This is a genomic window from Agrobacterium vitis (genome assembly GCF_013337045.2).
GTDB lineage: Bacteria > Pseudomonadota > Alphaproteobacteria > Rhizobiales > Rhizobiaceae > Allorhizobium > Allorhizobium vitis_B.
This window is the reverse complement of record NZ_CP118260.1, coordinates 890,797-908,265: the sequence shown is the minus strand read 5'-3', so window position 1 is coordinate 908,265 and position 17,469 is coordinate 890,797. Positions and strand designations below refer to the sequence as shown.

Below are 17,469 nucleotides of genomic sequence, written 5' to 3'. Positions count from 1 at the left end.
TCAATAGAATATTATGCTGCCATCAGCTGAAGCCAGCGACGCACCAGGTAATTATGTTCGTCCATGGTGGTGTTCCACACCGCGATGCGGTTGGCACGCTGCCAGTAAGACCCACCGCTGCGGCTTTCGCCAGCCTTGATCCGGATCGCTCCATCCGGTCCGGGCAAGTCCTGCACTGCCGACAGGCCGCCATACCAATAATCCCATTCCGCGGTGCTCAGAAAGGCTTTTGAGCGCTTCGGCGTGGAAATATAATAGCCTTGCCGTGCAACGACAGCGCCTGGCAAGCCTGATATCCACCAGTTGAGATAGTCATAGGCCACGTCCAGCATCCGGCCTTCAAGGCCGCGCGACAGGCAAAGCCCGCCATGCCAGGCGCGGTAGCCTTCGACCGGCACCGCCTGTTCCACGGCCATGCCCTGGCCGCTAAGGATGGTAATGCCTGTTGACCACATGCTCTGGATATCGGTACGTCCCCGGACCATCAGGGTCGCGGCATCCTCGGCGGTGCGCCAGAAATCTCTGAAAAAGCCGGACTTTTTCTTCTCGGTCAGGATGGCGATCAGCCGATCGATCTCGGCCACGGTCATATTGCCGATATTGTCAAACCGCATCAGACCAGCCGCCTCGGCAGCAAGAGCTGCATCGAAGATACCGATGGCTGGCTCATCCACCAGCGCCACCCGGCCCGCCCAGGCCTCGTCCAACAGGCTTGCCCAGCTGGACACGGATTTGGGGCTATTCATAAGGTCGCTGCGATAGGCAAAACTATCGAAATTATGGGTGGTGGGCAGCATGGAAATATGGCCGGTCGGATTTTCTCCCAGTGACAGATCCGGCTGGACGAAAAGCTTCTTGACCGGAGCGTCACCCTTGCCCAGTTGGGCACTCGGCTCCAGACGGCCTGTCTTGGTGAGATCGGAAATCTCGGTCCAGAGGTCGATCCGCTTCAATTCTATCGGCTGGACGGCCCGCCAGTACCAGACGATATCCAGGTTATGAAAGCACTGATCGTAAATGTCGTAACTGTCCGGTGCCTGCGCCGCCTTGTGCTGGGTGGTCAGGAAGTCGTTATTGTCGAACACGACCTCGATGCCGAGATCCTGCTGCGCCTGCAGACGCAGCGGCTCCAGCAACGAAATCGCCGTGCCTAGCACCCGAAGACGCGGCTTGCCTTCGGTCTGAAGGGCGGGCGCAGGAAAGGAAGCCGGTGGATTATGGGTATTCATTGGCGTTTGAAATTCCTGACTCATTTATAGAGCTATCGTAAAACGATAGAGCCTCCACCACCATCCATGCTCTCACTTTATCGCAAAGGCCTCGAAAGACCGCCTAATCAGCGCCGTCTCCAATCCATCGACAATGAAGACCAGTCTGGAGCGCCGATCCGCCGATGGCCAGCCGCCCATATGGACGGGCGGATGCACCAGATGCTGGACGCCGTGAATGGCAACGGGCCGGTCTTCGCCCGCGATGTTCAAAATGCCCTTCACCCGGATAACCCTAGCGCCATGCCGGTTGAGCAGCATGGTCAACCAGATACCGAAAGCGGTCCAGTCAATCGGCTCGTCAACCGTGACCACGAAGGAGCGGAAGTCACCGCTATGGCCAGCATCTACCGGCGCTTCGCAGTAAAAACCGCTGGCCGATTGCAGGGTGGAACTGTGCAGGCTGGCATCGTCTTCCAGCAAGGTGGCGACTGAAAAATCTGCATCTGCCGCGGTCAGAATGGCCGCATCCGGATTGATCGCCACAAGCCGCCCCCTCAGCCGGGCCGCCAATTCCTGATGTTCGACGGCTTCAGCCATATCGGTTTTGGTGATGACCAGCCGGTCGGCAATCGCCACTTGCCGGGCCGATTCGCCGTAAGCGTCCAGTTGACCCAAGCCGTTGATGGCATCGACCGTGGTGATGACATTGCCGTGGCGAAAATGATGGCGCAGGACCGGATCGGCTTTCAGCGTCGATAAGATCGGAAACGGATCGGCAAGCCCGGTACTTTCGATCATCACCCGGCGAAAGGGCGCGATCTCGCCGCGCTCGCGCCGCTCATGCAAGGTGCGTACGGCTTCTGCCAGATCACCGCGAATGGTGCAGCAGACGCAGCCGGATTGCAAAAGCACCGTATCGCCATCGACCGTTTCCACCAGGTCGTGATCGAGGCCGATTTCTCCGAACTCATTGATCAGCACCGCCGTATCGGCAAGCGCCGGGTCCGACAGCAAGCGCTTGAGCAGCGTCGTCTTGCCGGAGCCAAGGAAACCGGTCAGCAGATTAACGGGCGTGAACTGGGGAATAGCCTCCCTTGCATCAGCCATTGCTGGCCGCTTCCATCCGAGCGATCAGCACCGGATCAAGCGGATCGCAGGCCCGACCGGACATTTTCTCCGCAACAGACCAGAGATGGCCGAGATCCTCGATGATCTCGGTTTTTCCCGTCAGGCTGGACAGAAGATAGGATGAGCCCTGCCAATCCGACAGCGACAGGCCAAACGCCTTCAGCACCCGGTTGGCGGTGCTCACCCGGTTCATCCGTTCCCGGCGGCGGTTCACCCGCTCGCCATTGCGGGTGTAGACACCGGGGCGGGCCACGGCGTCAGCCCAATGCTCATTGCCGCCAATCACACCGCAAAGCGAACACATGACGATCTCCTTTCACAGCCAAGGGACGGCATAGCGCCGCCCCTTCCCGTATTTTTACGTCTTGCCCTGTTACTTTTTGCGCGGAAAGCGCTTGGCGAAATCGTCGGCGATCTCGTTCATGGTCACGAATTTCACCCCCGGATGCTTGCTCATATGGGCAAACAAGCGCTCCAGCATCATCAGCACCTGGGGGCGTCCAGCAACGTCAGGGTGAATGGTGATCGGGAAAACCGCATAATCCATTTCACGATAGACCCAATCGAACTGATCGCGCCAGATCTGCTCGATATCATGCGGATTGACGAAGCCATGGCTATTGGGCGATTTCTTGATGAACATCATCGGTGGCAGGTCATCGAGATACCAGGAGGCCGGAATTTCGATCAGGTCGGTCTCATGACCACGCTTCAAGGGCACCATCCAGTCGGAGGGCTTCTTGGAATAGTCGATCTTGGTCCAGCTATCGCCGACCCGCACATAATAGGGCGTGAAATCATTATGCATCAGCGAGTGATCGTATTTGATGCCCCGCTCCAGCAGCAATTCATTGGTGACATTGGAAAATTCCCACCACGGCGCGACATAGCCGGTCGGACGCTTGCCAGACAGCTTGGTGACCAGCTCGATGCACTTGTCCAGCACCTCGGTTTCCTGCTCGCGGGTCATGGCAATCGGGTTTTCGTGGGTATAGCCATGAATGCCGATTTCATGACCAGCATCGGCCACAGCCTGCATCTGTTCCGGGAAGGTCTCGATGGAATGGCCGGGAATGAACCATGTGGTCTTGATGCCGAAACGCTCGAACAGTTTCAGCAGGCGCGGCGCACCGACTTCACCGGCAAACAGGCCACGGGAAATATCGTCGGGCGAGTCCTCGCCGCCGTAAGAGCCGAGCCAGCCGGCCACCGCATCCACATCGATGCCGAAGCTGCAAAAGATTTCCTTTGCCATGGTGTTTTCTCCTTTTGATAAAGACTTTTTGATCAGGTGCTGGATTGTCAATGTGCGGCGATAATGGTGGCATCCGAAGGCTTCCACGACAGGAACACGTCTGAGCCGACCGGAAACTCATCCGGGCGATATTTCTCGACATGGGCTTCGAGAGACAGCGACCGACCATCCGCCAGCACCGCTGAGATATGCGAGACGTGACCAACGACATCGGCGCGTTGAATGCGGGCATGCACCGCGTTGCCACCATGGGCCACAGCCACCCGATCAAGCTGCTCGCGGTTTCCATGATGAACCTGAATGGCCTCGGCGGGAACGACGAGATTGGCGAGGCCACCTTCAGATACCGGGCCATTGACCAGGCCTGCGAGCAATCCTTCCGGGGTCTCGACCCGCAAGTCTCCTGCGCCATCGGCACGGGCATGCCCCTTGAAAATCGCGTTTCGGCCAATGAATTGCGCCACAAACGGCGTGGCGGGCCTTGTATAGAGCTGATGCGGCGGGCTGACCTGCTCAACTCGGCCCTGGTTCATCACCACCACCCGGTCGGACAGCGCCAGCGCCTCCGATTGCGCATGGGTGACGAAGATGAAGGTAACGCCCAGCGTCCTTTGCAGGATTTTCAGCTCGTTCTGGATCGCCTTGCGCAGATTGGCGTCAAGCGCGCCAAGCGGCTCATCCAGAAGCAGAATGTCCGGCTCGATCACCAGTCCACGCGCCAGGGCCACCCGCTGGCGCTGGCCGCCGGAAAGCTTTTCCGGCTTGCGTTCGGCTATGTCTTCAAGCCCAAGCGTTGCAATGATCCGCTCCACCTTTCGGTCTCGCTCGGCCTTGGCCATGCCTTTGACCTCAAGACCATACGCGACGTTGCGGCGCACGCTCATATGGGGAAACAGCGCGTAATTCTGAAAGATCGTTGCGGTCGGGCGCATCTGCGGCGGCACGTCGTTCATCCGCACGCCCTTGATCATCATATCGCCGGAGGAAATGCCCTCGAACCCGGCAATCATCCTCAGCGTCGTGGTCTTGCCGCAGCCGGATGGGCCGAGAAAAGCGATGAACTCACCTTTCTTCACCGCCAGGCTGAAGGCGCTGACAGCCGTGGTGCCATTGTCATAGACCTTGCCCACATCGATCAGTTCCAGGTCGTAAATCATCGGCTTTCTCCGGTGCAGTATCAAAAGGGAAGACCGGAGCCAGCCGGTCTTCCCGCGTCACATCAGGCATTCAGGAACTCGTCCCACTTCTGCACCAGATGGTCGTATTCATCCGGCCATTGATGCCAATAAGCGACGTTCTTGGCGCGCTCTTCCAGCGAGCCGCCATCGCGCAGGTCGCCTTCCTTGATGCCGCGCTCCGGCGCGCCGGTCCAAGGCTTGCCCTCATACCAGAAGGCATATTTTTCCGGTGCCATGACGCTTTTGATATTGGTGGAGGGCGAGTAATATCCCTGCTCCGACACCGCGATGCCCGGCTCACCTGACAGCCAGTAATCCGCATAGGCGATGACGGCTTCCTTGTTGGTGGTGCCTGCAATCATCGACGGACCAATGGCCCAGGCGCGGTAGCCTTCCTTCGGCACCGCATATTTGCAAGGCTTGCCCTGCGCCTTCACCGCCATGACGGCCGGTTGCCAGGCATCGCAAACCACCATCTCGCCCGAGGCCATCAGATTGACCAGTTCGCCGAAGTCGCCCCACAGCGCCCGGAACTGGCCTTCCTTCTTCTTCGACACCAGGAAGGCCGCCGCCTCGTCGATTTCCTTGGCGCTCGGATTGCCGGGGTTCTTGACGTTGAGCAGGCCAAGCGTGTTCATCGCCATAATCGCCTGACCAAAGGCAATCAGCGGATCGGTGTTGAGGCCGGACTTGCCCTTCCACTTCTTGTCGAAAATCGCCGCCCAGCTATTGGCTTCCTCGGCAGAGACCACATCCGGGTTATAGCCGATGGAATCGTAGTTATAGACGGCGGGCACCATGTTCAGCGTTGTCTGGCCTTCATCGGCCCAGATCTGCCCGACGATTTGGGCCTTGCGGTCCCATTTGTCGGATGGCTTGGTGAAGGTGTCGCGGATATTCGCCCAATTTTTCAAGCCGGAAGCCGGCACCGGCTCGACATTGTTGGTCATGACGATGGCAGGCAACCGCTCGGCGATGATTTCCCAGCAGTCGTAATCCTTCGAGCCGGACAAGATCTTGGTCTGCGCATCCGGGAAGGTTGCCGCCGTGCCGGATGTGCCGCCGACGCCGGAGGCTTTCTTGAAGTCATTGAGAATGCGTTCCTGCACCGTCACCGACAGGCCGATGGTGCGCAATTGCTGGCTGGCAAGGCTGGTGGCCTGGGCATAGGCAGCCCGCGACGACAGAAAGGGCGTGCCTGCCCCCATGGCCAGCGCTACCATGCCGGTGGAGCGTTTGAGAAGCGATCTGCGGTTTAATTCCAGTAATGACATGGCAGTTCTCCAGTTTTTGAGTTCCCGATCCGGCTTTGCCGGTTTTTGTTGTTGTTGATGTTCCCGTCAGTAGCGCCCGACGAGCAGGCCACCATCGACGACCAGCACCTGGCCGGTCATGTAGCGGGCGGCATTGGAGGCAAGGAAAGTGATGACATCGGCAATATCGTCGGGTGTTCCGAGCCGTCCCATGGGGATGATTTCGGCAGCTTTTTCGGCCCCCACCGGACCCAACGAGTTTTCCTCCGACAGCAATTGCGCGGTACGGATATAGCCCGGCGCAATGCCGTTGACCCGCACACCATCACGGGCAAGCTCGACGGCCAGACCGCGCACCAGCCCGACTACCCCGGATTTGGCAGCGGAATAATGCACATGTTCATCCCAGCCATAGGCAATGCCCATGATCGATGACAGCGCGACAATCGCCCCGCTTTTGCGGGCGCGCATGCCAGGAGTAGCCGCCCGCACGAGCCGGAAAATGCCCTTGAGGTCGATATCGAAGGTCAGGTCCCATTTTTCATCGGTCAGGTCTTGAAGCGGGACGCGATGCGCAATGCCGGCATTGGCGACCACCACATCGATCCGGCCAAGCCGCGCCTCGATATCGGCGACCAGCGCATCGGCTGCCGGTGTCGAGCGCACGTCATAATGATGAAACTCCGCCGAACCGCCAGCGGCGCGAATGGCCTCCGCAACCGCCTCACCCTCCGCGTCCAGAATATCTGTAACGACGACATGGTCACCAAGCGCGCCGAAGGCTTTGGCGGCGGCAGCGCCGATGCCAATCCCGGCTCCGGTGATGATGACGATCCGCTGGTTTTGGTTGCTCATCTGTCTCTTCCTTCACGGTTCAAAGCATCACATCGCCGGAATTCGGCCCCAGTGTCTGGCCGACGAACAGGGCCGCATCCGGCGAGGCAAGGAAGGAGACCGCGGCGGCCACTTCCTCTGGTTCACCGAACCGGCCAAGCGGCAATTGGGCTCGCTTGGCATTCCGCCAGTCTTCCGAAAGGCCCATGACCAGCGGCGTATTGATCGGTCCGGGGGCGACCGCATTGACACGCACGCCACGGGCGGAGACTTCGCGGGCCAAGGCCTTGGTCATGCCGATGATCGCCGCCTTGGCACCGGAATAATGCACCAGTTCGACGCCGCCGATCTGGCCAAGCTGGGAAGCGATATTGACGATCACACCGTCTCCCCGCTCCAGCATCGGTGGCAACACGGCGCGGGTCATCAGGAAATTGCCGCGCACATGCACCGCAAACATCCGGTCGAAATCGGGGACCTCTAGATGTTCAAACAGCGATTGATGGGCGATCCCGGCATTGTTGACCAGCAGTGCGACCGGTCCATGGGCGACAACGGCGGCAGCGCAAATGGCCGCCGCTTCCGTCTCGTGGGATACATCCCCGGCATAGGCCGAGGCTTTGCCGCCCGACGCCACAATCTCATCGGCGACAGCTTTCGCACGGTCGATGGCGAGATCGTTGACCAACACGCCGTAGCCATCCTGCGCCAGCCGGAGTGCAATGGCGCGACCAATGCCGGAACCGGCTCCGGTGACGATGGCGGAAGGGAAAGCGGACTTTTCCATCATGCCTCCTCCTGAACGGCGATGCGCCGGGCGCGGCGCACCGAAAGCCCCATCAGCACGGCGTAAGTGCCAAGCAGCGCGAAGGAAAACAGTGTGGTCAGCACGCCAAAGGCAAAGACATTCGGATGCACTTCCACCGAAAACGTCCCGTAGATCGCCAGCGGCAGAGTAAGATCGCGGCCAGAGGCAAACAGCGTGCGGGAAAACTCGTCATAGGACAGCGTGAACGCAAACAGCATGGCCGACAGCACGCCCGGAAAGATCAGCGGAAAGGTGATCTTGCGAAAGGTCCGCATCGGGCTGACGCCAAGCGACCAGGCCGCCTCTTCGACGCTTGGGTCGAAGCGATTGAAGATGGCCAGCATCACCAGAAAGGCGAAGGGGAAGGTATAGACCACATGCAGCACAAAGGCCGTACCCCACCAGTGGCGGTCAATGCCAAGTGTATTGGCAACCAGCGCCATGCCAAGCCCCACCAGCACGCCCGGCACCATCATCCCCAGCACGATCAGGTAGAAGACCAGGCCGGAGCCTTTGAACCGGCTGCGAAAGGCCTGGGCCGAAATCACCCCCAGCACGGTGGAGACGATCATTGTCATCACTGCCAAGCCCATGGACCGTACCAAGGCATCGTTGATCGGCAGTGGCGCAATGCGCGACGGCGGCGTCAGGCCGAACAGATGCTTGTACCAATAAACCGACCATTCGATAATCGGAAATTGCGGGCCGCCTTCCGGTCCCGTCTGGAAGGACAGGATGGCGAGAACCACCAAAGGCCCATAGAGAAACACCAGAAACAGCGTGGTATAGACACCAAGCCCCAGTTTGACCGCACCGGAATTCATCCTACAACTCCTTCCTGAGATCAACGACCCGCAGCAGCGCCGCAACGACGAGCCCCATCAGCAGGGTGAGGATAACGCCCGCCACCGCCGCAAAGGCCCATTTCAGCGACCCGACTTGGGTAACAATGATATTGCCGAGCAGATTGACCTTGCGCCCCGACAGCGCCGCCGAGGTGGCGAATTCGCCGAGAACCATGACCGAGACAAAAATCGCCCCCACCACCACGCCCGGCATCGACATCGGCAGGATGATGGTGCGGAAAATCCGCCAGAAACCGGCCCCGAGATCCTGCGCCGCCTCGATGATGGCCGGCTCGATCCGCCCCAGCATGAAGGCGATGGGGCCGACCATGAACACGCAATAGATCTGCGTCATGCCGATGATGACGGACAATTCTGAAAATAGCAGGACTTCGATGGGATGGCTGACGATGCCAAGCTTCATCAGGATCATGTTGATCGCCCCTTCCTTGCCAAGCATTGGCCGCCAGGCGAGGACGCGGATCAGGAAGGAGGTCCAGAATGGAATGACGCACAGCACCAGAAGCACGGTTTGCAGCGTCTTGTTTTTGACGAACAACCCGACAAACAGCGCCGCCGGATAACCAACAGCCAAGGTCGCAACCAATACCAGCAGCCAGATCCGGACCGTGGTCCAGAGCGCGCCCAGATAGGTATCGCTGGAAAAGAAGGTGATCCAGCTTTGCAGCGTCAACACCGGCTTGATGGTGAAGGTGGTCTGCGTCCAGAAGGACACATAGACCATCATCAACATCGGCAGCACCAGGAACAACAGCATCCAGACAACGCCCGGCAGCACCAGCCAGAAGGAGATGCGCGACGGCTTGGCGGCAGGTTCCGCTGTTGCGACGACGGTGTCGCTAAGGGCTTGATTATGCATAGACAAGGGCGTGCTCCTTGTTCCAGACCAGCGCGTAGCGGGTCTGCGGTTCGAGGATCGGGCGGGCGTCCTTGCTCAAATGGGTTTCCACTTCGAAGACAGAGCCATCATCCGCCGAGAAAAACGAATAGACCGCCGAGCCGGTATATTCCTCAGCCAGAAAGCTGGCTTCGATTGCCACTTCATCACTGCCGCGCTCGGCGATAACAGGACGGATGGAAATGCGGTCATGCCGAATGGCATAGGCGGGGCTAGAAGCGGATTGCCTGAAACCGCCGAGCGGCAGGCGGCCTGCCGGGGCCACGAAACTGTTGCCGTCAACAGAACCGGAAAACAGATTGTAGCAATTCAGGAAGCGCGCCACATCGGCGGAAACCGGACGGTTATAGATCGTGTCCGAACTGCCGGTCTGGGCAATCCGCCCACGATCCAGCACCAGAACCATGTCGCCCATGGCGAGCGCCTCGCTCTCGCTGCCGGTAACATGCAGGAATGTGACGCCGCAGCGCTCGCGGATATCACGCAACTCGTTGCGCATCCGGGCACGCAGATTGGCGTCCAGCGCGCCAAGCGGCTCGTCCAGCAGCACCATTTTCGGCTCGGTGACCAGGGTGCGGGCCAAGGCGACACGCTGTTTCTGGCCACCGGAAATCTGGGTGACAGCGCGGGTTTCCAAGCCCTGCAAGCCAACAAGCGCGATGATGTCACGCACCCTGTCTGCCACTTCGCCAGCATTAGTCACGGGTGCCACCTCACGATTGGCAAGACCGAAGGCGATGTTTTCTCGCACACTCAGATGCGGAAACAGCGCGAAATTCTGAAAGACGAAGCCGATGCCACGGCGATGCGGCGCCACGTCCTGCATGGACTGTCCGGCAAAGCGGATAGAACCACCTTCGCAACGCTCAAACCCGGCGATCACCCGGAGCAGGGTAGTCTTTCCCGATCCGCTCGGGCCGAGCAGTGAAATGTAATGATCGTCGGGCAGCGAAAGGCTCAACCCATCAAGGGCGCGCGTATCCCCATAAGTCTTGACCAGATTGTGAAGCTCGAGCACGGATGTCACGTCGGTTCTCGCCAGTTGCGCCCATCCAGCCGGACCCGAACACCCTCCCCGCAAACACAGGAAGAGCGCTTGCACCCTTAGCAAAGGCGCATCACAGGAATCGGCAATCGGGCATTTTTCTATTCGTTCCGCTTGTCCGCGCTTCTGTTGGCACGATACAGTCGAAGCATTGCACGGATGATTTTTGTATTCAATATACTTTTTTATGATTTTTAAATTCAGTTGATTTTTAGGGTAGCCCATCAAGTTCCCGCCAACGCCATACATGGCGCACTCCGACAGACAAGCACAAAGGGACCAATCAAAATCGGCAATTCCTGCCGATTTTCCCGAGGATTTTTAGATTGAATGCCTGTAATCGCCTTCAGAATGCCCACGCTTTGGGCCAATCCGAATACGATCTAAAAATGACTATTGCACACGATATCCAAAAATTAGATGCTGCATGCGGATATTGCTTTTTATGCCTCTAGTCTCGAAAGCGGTTTTCGCCTTACAGAGAAGACAGACCAACGGGAACAGTCTGCGCCATGACGACACAAACCGGCCAACGACGCTATGAAATTGCCGAGGCGGTGCTGCGTTCCAACATCGCCGAAGGCCTGTTGCCTCAAGGGCTTGTGCTGCTGGAAGGCCATATTGCCGAGATCCTGCAAACGTCCCGTGCGCCGGTACAGCGCGCCTTGCAGGCGCTGGAGGCGGACGGGCTGGTGCATCGGTTTCAAGGGCGCGGCTATCTCGTCGGCCCAACAGGGTTTGGCATCGAGCCGCTTAGAACCGATATCCGCAGCATCGGACTGACTGTCGCCAAACATGCCGACGACGCCTTGCAGAACCGTGCCTCCTGGGAGCGGATCTACGACACCGTCGAGCGGGATGTGGCCGGATGCGTGGTGTTTGGCCGCTACCGGATCATCGAGACCGAACTTGCCAGCCATTTCAATGTCAGCCGCACGGTGGTGCGCGATGTGCTGGCGCGGCTGAGCGAACGGGGACTGGTGCGCAAAAACCAAAGCTCCCACTGGATCGCCGGTCCGTTGACCGCACAGACCATCAAGGATCATTTCGGGTTGCGCGCCATGCTGGAGCCGCAGGCATTGACGACCGCTGCCCCCCATATCGACAGTGAGGCGCTGCTTTTCCTGCTGGAACGGCTTCGGCAGCTGGAGAGAGATCATACCGGGGATGGCCTCAGAGATGTCATGGAGATGCAGCAAGGCTTCATCGAGATCTGCATTCTCGCCACGCCCAATGAGAAGCTGCGGGAATTGATCCGCAACAATCTTCTGCCGGTGACAGCGGCGACCAGCCTGCTGGCCCGTCTCGGCCTGCCCGGCGACCTGACGACGATTACCGAATTTAGGCTGATCGTCGAGTTGCTGGCCCGTGGGGCGACCACGGCAGCGGCGGCCATGCATGGCACCCATCTGGACGCAGCCCTGAACCGGACCATCGCCCAAATGAAGATCGTCGCGATCATTCCCGATCCCGGCGCCACGGCGGCCTATCTGACCCGCGTTCAGGAATGAGTGTGGTGCCGACCCTGCCATGATCTGCGCTCCTAAACCTTGGCAAGATGGGCACTGATGTCGCGGATCATCGCCTGCCGCTCCCGCCGCGCCGCCAATGCCTGCTCCATATCGACCTTGACGAACCGGGTCGGCGTATGCGGTTGCAATTGACCGATCAGGTCCATATCGGCTGATATCACCGTGCCGACCATGAAATAGCCGCCGCCAGAAACGGCGTCGCGGTGCAAGACAATCGGCTCAGTGCCACCCGGCACCTGGATCGAGCCATAGGGATAGCAGCTATCGACAATATTGGATGGATCGGAGCCTGCCCCAAACGGCGGGGTGCGGGGTACGAAATCAAGCTTGCGCCCGCCGCGAAACCGGTAGCCCATCCGGTCAGCTTCCGGCGCTACCTTCCACTCGTCCGCGAAGAAATTGCCCTTCGCCTCTTCCGTCAACCGATCCCAGTAGAGACCGGGCAACACGCGCAGTTCGGCAGGCGCACCTGGACGGCGGCGCAGCGCCTGCGGAATGGTCCGGCCTTCCGGTACAGGCTTCGCCTGCCCGACCGGCAATTGATCTCCAGCCGCAATTGCGCGACCCTTGAAACCACCAAGCGCGCCGATGGCGTAGGTGGAGCGTGAGCCGAGCGCCAACGGCACATCGATACCACCGGCGACGGCGATATAGATCCGCGCCCCCGCTTTCAGGAAATCGAAACTCAGCACCTGACCTGCCCGCACCTTGAAGGCGGTCCAGCCGGGCTGTTCCTCGCCGTCAAGCCGGATCGGCATCTCGGCTCCGGTGACGGCGACCATGGTGTCGGCGGCAAATTCCAGCTTCGGCCCGATGAACACCGCTTCCAGCCCTGCCGCCCCTTCGTCATTGCCGACGAGCAGGTTGGCGGCCTTCAGCGCCAGCCGATCCATAGCCCCGCCCAGGGGAATGCCGAGGTGGAAATAACCGGGACGGCCCAGATCCTGAACCGTGGTGGCAAGCCCTTGATGCAAAACCTTAATGACCATGGAGAAGGCCCTCCAGCCTGGCGTTGTAGCCGGTGATGTCTTTCTGGAATTCCGAGAGATCAAAGCGCACCTCGCGGATTGGCGGTACGAATATGCCCTTGTCCACTTCTTCCACCGCCTGATCGTAACCGTCTCTATCCACCGGCTTGAACTTGACGATATCCCCCGGCTTGAAGAACACCATGAAATCGCGCAGGTAAGAGGTGGTCTGGGTCGGATCGTAGATCGGCATCGGCGTAATGCCGAACATCTGGTAGCCGCCGGCACCGCGCACAGAATAGATACAGCCGAAACAGCCACCGTGGCCGACCGTCAGCCTCGGCGTATCGGTGCGGGGCCGCAGATATTTCGGCACCTCGATCTGCCTCTGCCGCTCGACCATCTGATACATGAAGGGCAGACCGGAGACGAAGCCGACCATGGAGACAAACCAGGGCGAACCGGCATGGGCGGCAATGAAGTCTTCGACCCCAGAGTAATTGTTGATCTTGGCGGCATAATCGAGATCAGTGCCCTCAGGCTCCTGATGCCGTTCACGAAACCGCATCAGCGTCTCATGGGTCCAGGGATCGTTGTAGAAGACCGGGATTTCGACGATCCGCGTGGCGATCACCGGATCGCTTTTCGCCGCATCCACCTCAATGGCCTGGATCTCCTTCAAAATATCATCGGGATGAATGATGTCAGGATCGAACTTGACCTGGAAGGAAGCATTGGCCGGGCAGATTTCGGTGACACCCTTGATCCGGGCTTGAGAAATGCCGTTGGTCATCGACAGTGAGGTGAAGAAGGCCTCCAGCGACATCGCCTCGTTGCATTCCACAAACAGATGCTCATCACCGCCGAATGTATATCGCATTGCCATCAGACAGTCTCCTTTGAAGCGGGTGCCTTGGAGGGAGCAGGAAAGGCCGTTTCCAGCCACGGCTCCAGAAACCGGGTATGGACATCGGCGCTCCGCACGCAGGGATCAACCGCCAGCTTTTTGTGCAGCGGAATGGTGGTGGCAAGACCGCCGATCTCGAAATGCTCCAGCGCCGCGCCAAGCTTTTCCAGGCAGGCTTCGCGGGTTTCAGCCCAGACGATCAGCTTGCCAAGCAAGGAATCGTAGAACGGCGGCACCTGATAGCCTTCATAGAGCATGGTATCGAAGCGGATGCCGTCGCCCTCGGGAATGAGCAGGGTCGAGACCGTGCCGGGACCGGGCAGAAAGCCACGCGCCGGGTCCTCGGCATTGATCCGGCATTCGATAGCATGGCCGGAGAGCACCACATCCTCCTGGCGCAGCGACAAAGACGCGCCACCGGCAATGCGGATCATTTCCTGTACCAGATCGATGCCGGTAATCATTTCCGTCACCGGATGTTCGACCTGGATGCGGGTGTTGACCTCGATGAAATAAAATTCGCCGCTCTGCTCGTCATAGAGGTATTCAACCGTGCCTGCGCCGCGATAGTGAACCGACCGCGCCAGCGCCACGGCGCTGTCGCACAGGGCTTTTCGCACGTCATCAGGCAGGCGTACCGATGGGCCTTCTTCCCAGACCTTCTGACGGCGGCGTTGCAGCGAGCATTCCCGCTCGAAGCAATGAATGGCATTTTCCCCATCGCCGAGGATCTGCACTTCGACATGGCGGGCGCGGGTAATGACCTTCTCGATGTAAAGACCGCCATCGCCAAACGCAGCCAACGCTTCGGAGGACGCCTGCGGAAAATGCCGCTCGAAATCCTCCATGCTCTCGGCGATGCGAATGCCCCGGCCACCGCCACCGGCAGCCGCCTTGATCATCACAGGAAAGCCGATTGTCTCGACGACGGCGCGGCCTGCATCCAGGTCATCCACCCGGCCATTCGATCCCGGCACGGTCGGCACGCCTGCCTGCATCGCCACCTTGCGGGCCTCGACCTTGTCGCCCAACAGGCTAATGGCTTCATGGCTCGGACCAATAAAAATCAGCCCGGCATCGGTGACAGCCTTAGCGAAAGCAGCGTTTTCGGAGAGGAAGCCATAGCCCGGATGCACAGCATCAACGCCGGTTTCCAGCGCCGCTTTCAGCACGGCCTCGATATTCAGATAGGATTTGGCGGCGGATGGCGGGCCAATCTCCACCGCCTGATCGGCCAGTTTCACCGCCAGCATATCCCGGTCGGCGGCGGAATGAACCTGCACGGTGCGAATGCCGAGCGCCTTGGCCGCCTGGATGATCCGAACGGCAATCTCGCCCCTGTTGGCCACCAGCAGCGACGAGATGCTCATGCCTGCACCTGCGCGATCACCTGACCGGCCATGATCGGCTCATTGTCTTCTGCGACGAAGACGAGACCGGCGCCGGAAGCGTCCGCATGCACTTCATGAAAGGTCTTCATCACCTCAATCAGGCCGATAACATCGCCTTGCATCACCGCGTCTCCATCATTTTTGAAGCTCGGGGCATCGGGAGACGGCTTGCGGTAGAATGTGCCAGGCAGGGGCGATCTGATCTCGTGGGTGCTCATGGCTGTCTCCGATTATTTGAGAATGTCTGAAAGAGGCGAAATGCGAATGCCTTCGGCAACCAGGGCGTCGCGCATATGGCGGACGATGTCGAAAGCGCCCAGCGTGTCGGAATGGAAGCAGATGGTCTCGAACGGGACTTCGATGTCCTTGCCCGTCACCGCCGTCACCTTGCCTTCCAGGCAGGCGCGCAACACCTTACGGGCAATGGCGGCGGGATCGGGACGCCCGACATCGCGGGTAAAGACGATAGAGCCGCTTTCGTCATAATCACGGTCTGCGTAGAATTCCCGCGCCACCGGCTGCCCCGCCTCGCGCGCCGCGATTTCGGTCGCAGAACCCGCCATGCACAGCACATAGGCATTGGGGTTGGCGGTGCGCATATAGTGTACGAAAAGCTGCGCCAATTCGGGGTTAACAGCCATTTCCATATAGAGCGCGCCGTGTGGCTTCACATGTTGCAGGCTTGACCCATGGCGGCGCATGAATTCCTTCAGCGCTCCGACCTGGTAGACGATATCGTTGACCAATTCACGCGGCGTGCCGTTGATCTTGCGGCGGCCAAACCCTTGGAGATCGTCGTAACCGGGATGGGCGCCGATACCGACACCATGCTCCACCGCCAGCCGCACGGTCTCATCCATCAGGTTTGGATCGCCAGCATGAAAGCCGGTGGCGATATTGGCAGAACTGATCAGCCCCATCAAAGCCTGATCGGCGGTATCGCCGATCCGCCAGCGGCCAAAGGCCTCGCCCAGATCACAATTGATATCGACAGATTCAAGCGCCACAGGGAACCTCTATGCTTTATTTTTATGCAAAAAACTCAAGTGCCATCATTTTCGTCAGGAAAAGCTAGGCAGAAAATCGTCATTTGAAAAATGGTATTTTCAGAAAGCCATTATCTGATTTACTGATAACTTTAGATTGGAAGGCTCGAAGAGAAATTTGAATGTTTTTCGGCCCCTAGACCATAAGACCCAGGTGAATATTCCAAGCACTGCAATCAGAAGATTATTCATTCTGATTTTCAGATAGCATTATTAAAAATAAAGATGGGAATTCGTGTCATGTCGCTCAGTCTTCGCCAGATCCGCTATTTCGTGGCGACCGCCGAATCCGGGCAGGTCTCGCAGGCCGCCATCAACCTCGCCATCTCACAATCGGCGGTGACCACGGCGATCAAGGAGCTTGAAACCATTGTCGGCGCGCCGCTGTTCGAGCGTACGCCGCATGGCATGGACCTGACCGAAGCCGGGCGTCTGCTGCTGTCCCAGGCCTATGACATCTTGCGGAAGGTTGATGACATCACCACGCTCAACCCCGTCACCGGCAAGGTGCAGGGCAAGCTCAGCGTTGCTGCCAGCTATACGGTGATCGGTTACTTTCTGCCGCTGCATATCGAGCGGTTGAAACGGCAGTTTCCGGGTGTCGATATCCAGCTGTTCGAACTCAACCGGGAAAGCGTCGAGGAAGGTCTGCTCGCCAATCGCTATGACGTCGCCGTGCTGCTGACATCAAACATTCTCAACCCGGAACTGACCACCGAAACGCTGCTGAATTCGCAGCGGCGGCTTTGGCTCCCCGCCCGCCATCCACTGCTGACCCGTCCCTCGGTCGGGCTGAAGGACGTAGCAGAGGAAAACTATATCATGCTGACCGTAGACGAAGCCTCGCATACCACGCTGAAATACTGGAGCCCGACGCCCTACCAGCCGAAGGTGACGCTGCGGACATCCTCGGTCGAAGCCGTGCGCTCGCTGGTCGCCAATGGCCAAGGCGTCGCCATTCTCTCCGATATGGTGCATCGGCCATGGTCACTGGAGGGCAGACGGATCGAGACGGTCACGCTGACCGACCCGGTACCATCAATGGATGTCGGCCTTGCCTGGCGGCGCAATGCGGAGTTCAGCCCGGCCATGGAGGCGTTCCGCGCCTATTTCCGGCGGGCCTTTCATATTCCGGGGTAGGTTTCCCTG

At 59.2% G+C, this 17,469-nt stretch carries 18 protein-coding genes; 2 read left to right on the top strand and 16 right to left on the bottom strand.

Going from position 1 to position 17,469, the window contains the following annotated elements:
* Positions 1 to 11: 11 nt before the first annotated feature.
* The 11 genes from G6L01_RS21875 to G6L01_RS21825 all read right to left on the bottom strand — a co-directional run bounded on the left by G6L01_RS21875 (position 12) and on the right by G6L01_RS21825 (position 10,458).
* A complete protein-coding gene (locus G6L01_RS21875; protein WP_070164491.1) occupies positions 12 to 1,229 on the bottom strand; it encodes an ABC transporter substrate-binding protein in 1,218 nt (405 codons plus the stop codon).
* 72 nt (positions 1,230 to 1,301) lie between these two features.
* Entirely contained in the window at positions 1,302 to 2,318 is a 1,017-nt protein-coding gene (locus tag G6L01_RS21870) for a CobW family GTP-binding protein (protein WP_070164490.1), read from the bottom strand.
* Positions 2,311 to 2,643, bottom strand: a complete 333-nt coding sequence (locus tag G6L01_RS21865) for a hypothetical protein (protein WP_070164489.1) — start codon at positions 2,641 to 2,643, stop codon at positions 2,311 to 2,313. The genes G6L01_RS21870 and G6L01_RS21865 overlap by 8 nt, the downstream gene beginning before the upstream one ends.
* A gap of 69 nt (positions 2,644 to 2,712) precedes the next feature.
* The gene (locus G6L01_RS21860; protein WP_070150143.1) at positions 2,713 to 3,594 is read right to left on the bottom strand and encodes a polysaccharide deacetylase family protein; all 882 of its coding nucleotides are present in this window, start codon (positions 3,592 to 3,594) and stop codon (positions 2,713 to 2,715) included.
* 47 nt (positions 3,595 to 3,641) lie between these two features.
* On the bottom strand, positions 3,642 to 4,751 hold the full coding sequence (locus G6L01_RS21855) for an ABC transporter ATP-binding protein (RefSeq protein WP_070164488.1): 1,110 nt from the start codon (positions 4,749 to 4,751) through the stop codon (positions 3,642 to 3,644).
* 62 nt (positions 4,752 to 4,813) lie between these two features.
* Positions 4,814 to 6,046, bottom strand: a complete 1,233-nt coding sequence (locus tag G6L01_RS21850; protein ID WP_070164487.1) for an ABC transporter substrate-binding protein — start codon at positions 6,044 to 6,046, stop codon at positions 4,814 to 4,816.
* Between the two features lie 66 nt (positions 6,047 to 6,112).
* On the bottom strand, positions 6,113 to 6,880 hold the full coding sequence (locus G6L01_RS21845) for an SDR family NAD(P)-dependent oxidoreductase (RefSeq protein ID WP_070164486.1): 768 nt from the start codon (positions 6,878 to 6,880) through the stop codon (positions 6,113 to 6,115).
* A gap of 19 nt (positions 6,881 to 6,899) precedes the next feature.
* Positions 6,900 to 7,649, bottom strand: a complete 750-nt coding sequence (locus G6L01_RS21840) for an SDR family NAD(P)-dependent oxidoreductase (RefSeq protein ID WP_070164485.1) — start codon at positions 7,647 to 7,649, stop codon at positions 6,900 to 6,902.
* Positions 7,646 to 8,491, bottom strand: a complete 846-nt coding sequence (locus tag G6L01_RS21835) for an ABC transporter permease (protein ID WP_060717125.1) — start codon at positions 8,489 to 8,491, stop codon at positions 7,646 to 7,648. The genes G6L01_RS21840 and G6L01_RS21835 overlap by 4 nt, the downstream gene beginning before the upstream one ends.
* 1 nt (position 8,492) lies before the next feature.
* Positions 8,493 to 9,392: an ABC transporter permease gene (locus G6L01_RS21830; RefSeq protein WP_071205783.1), complete on the bottom strand. Its 900-nt coding sequence runs from the start codon at positions 9,390 to 9,392 to the stop codon at positions 8,493 to 8,495.
* Positions 9,385 to 10,458: an ABC transporter ATP-binding protein gene (locus tag G6L01_RS21825; protein WP_070164483.1), complete on the bottom strand. Its 1,074-nt coding sequence runs from the start codon at positions 10,456 to 10,458 to the stop codon at positions 9,385 to 9,387. Before G6L01_RS21825 ends, G6L01_RS21830 begins: the two co-directional genes overlap by 8 nt.
* Positions 10,459 to 10,988: 530 nt before the next feature.
* Between G6L01_RS21825 and G6L01_RS21820 the strand changes: the two genes are divergently transcribed.
* Complete coding sequence (locus tag G6L01_RS21820; protein WP_070164482.1) at positions 10,989 to 11,987, top strand: GntR family transcriptional regulator; 999 nt, start codon at positions 10,989 to 10,991, stop codon at positions 11,985 to 11,987.
* A gap of 32 nt (positions 11,988 to 12,019) precedes the next feature.
* Here G6L01_RS21820 and G6L01_RS21815 read toward each other — a convergent pair whose 3' ends face one another.
* From G6L01_RS21815 to G6L01_RS21795, 5 genes are read right to left on the bottom strand one after another with little or no spacing between them, the layout of a single operon-like run.
* A complete protein-coding gene (locus tag G6L01_RS21815) occupies positions 12,020 to 12,997 on the bottom strand; it encodes a 5-oxoprolinase subunit C family protein (protein WP_070164481.1) in 978 nt (325 codons plus the stop codon).
* Positions 12,987 to 13,862 (bottom strand): 5-oxoprolinase subunit B family protein, encoded by an 876-nt coding sequence (locus G6L01_RS21810; protein ID WP_070164480.1) that lies wholly within the window; start codon positions 13,860 to 13,862, stop codon positions 12,987 to 12,989. The genes G6L01_RS21815 and G6L01_RS21810 overlap by 11 nt, the downstream gene beginning before the upstream one ends.
* Positions 13,862 to 15,253: an acetyl-CoA carboxylase biotin carboxylase subunit gene (locus G6L01_RS21805; protein ID WP_070164479.1), complete on the bottom strand. Its 1,392-nt coding sequence runs from the start codon at positions 15,251 to 15,253 to the stop codon at positions 13,862 to 13,864. The genes G6L01_RS21810 and G6L01_RS21805 overlap by 1 nt, the downstream gene beginning before the upstream one ends.
* On the bottom strand, positions 15,250 to 15,492 hold the full coding sequence (locus G6L01_RS21800; RefSeq protein ID WP_070164478.1) for an acetyl-CoA carboxylase: 243 nt from the start codon (positions 15,490 to 15,492) through the stop codon (positions 15,250 to 15,252). Before G6L01_RS21800 ends, G6L01_RS21805 begins: the two co-directional genes overlap by 4 nt.
* Before the next feature lie 12 nt (positions 15,493 to 15,504).
* On the bottom strand, positions 15,505 to 16,281 hold the full coding sequence (locus G6L01_RS21795; protein WP_070164477.1) for a 5-oxoprolinase subunit PxpA: 777 nt from the start codon (positions 16,279 to 16,281) through the stop codon (positions 15,505 to 15,507).
* A gap of 279 nt (positions 16,282 to 16,560) precedes the next feature.
* On the opposite strand from G6L01_RS21795, the gene G6L01_RS21790 reads away from it, so the two are divergent.
* Positions 16,561 to 17,460: a LysR family transcriptional regulator gene (locus G6L01_RS21790; protein ID WP_070164527.1), complete on the top strand. Its 900-nt coding sequence runs from the start codon at positions 16,561 to 16,563 to the stop codon at positions 17,458 to 17,460.
* Positions 17,461 to 17,469: the final 9 nt, after the last annotated feature.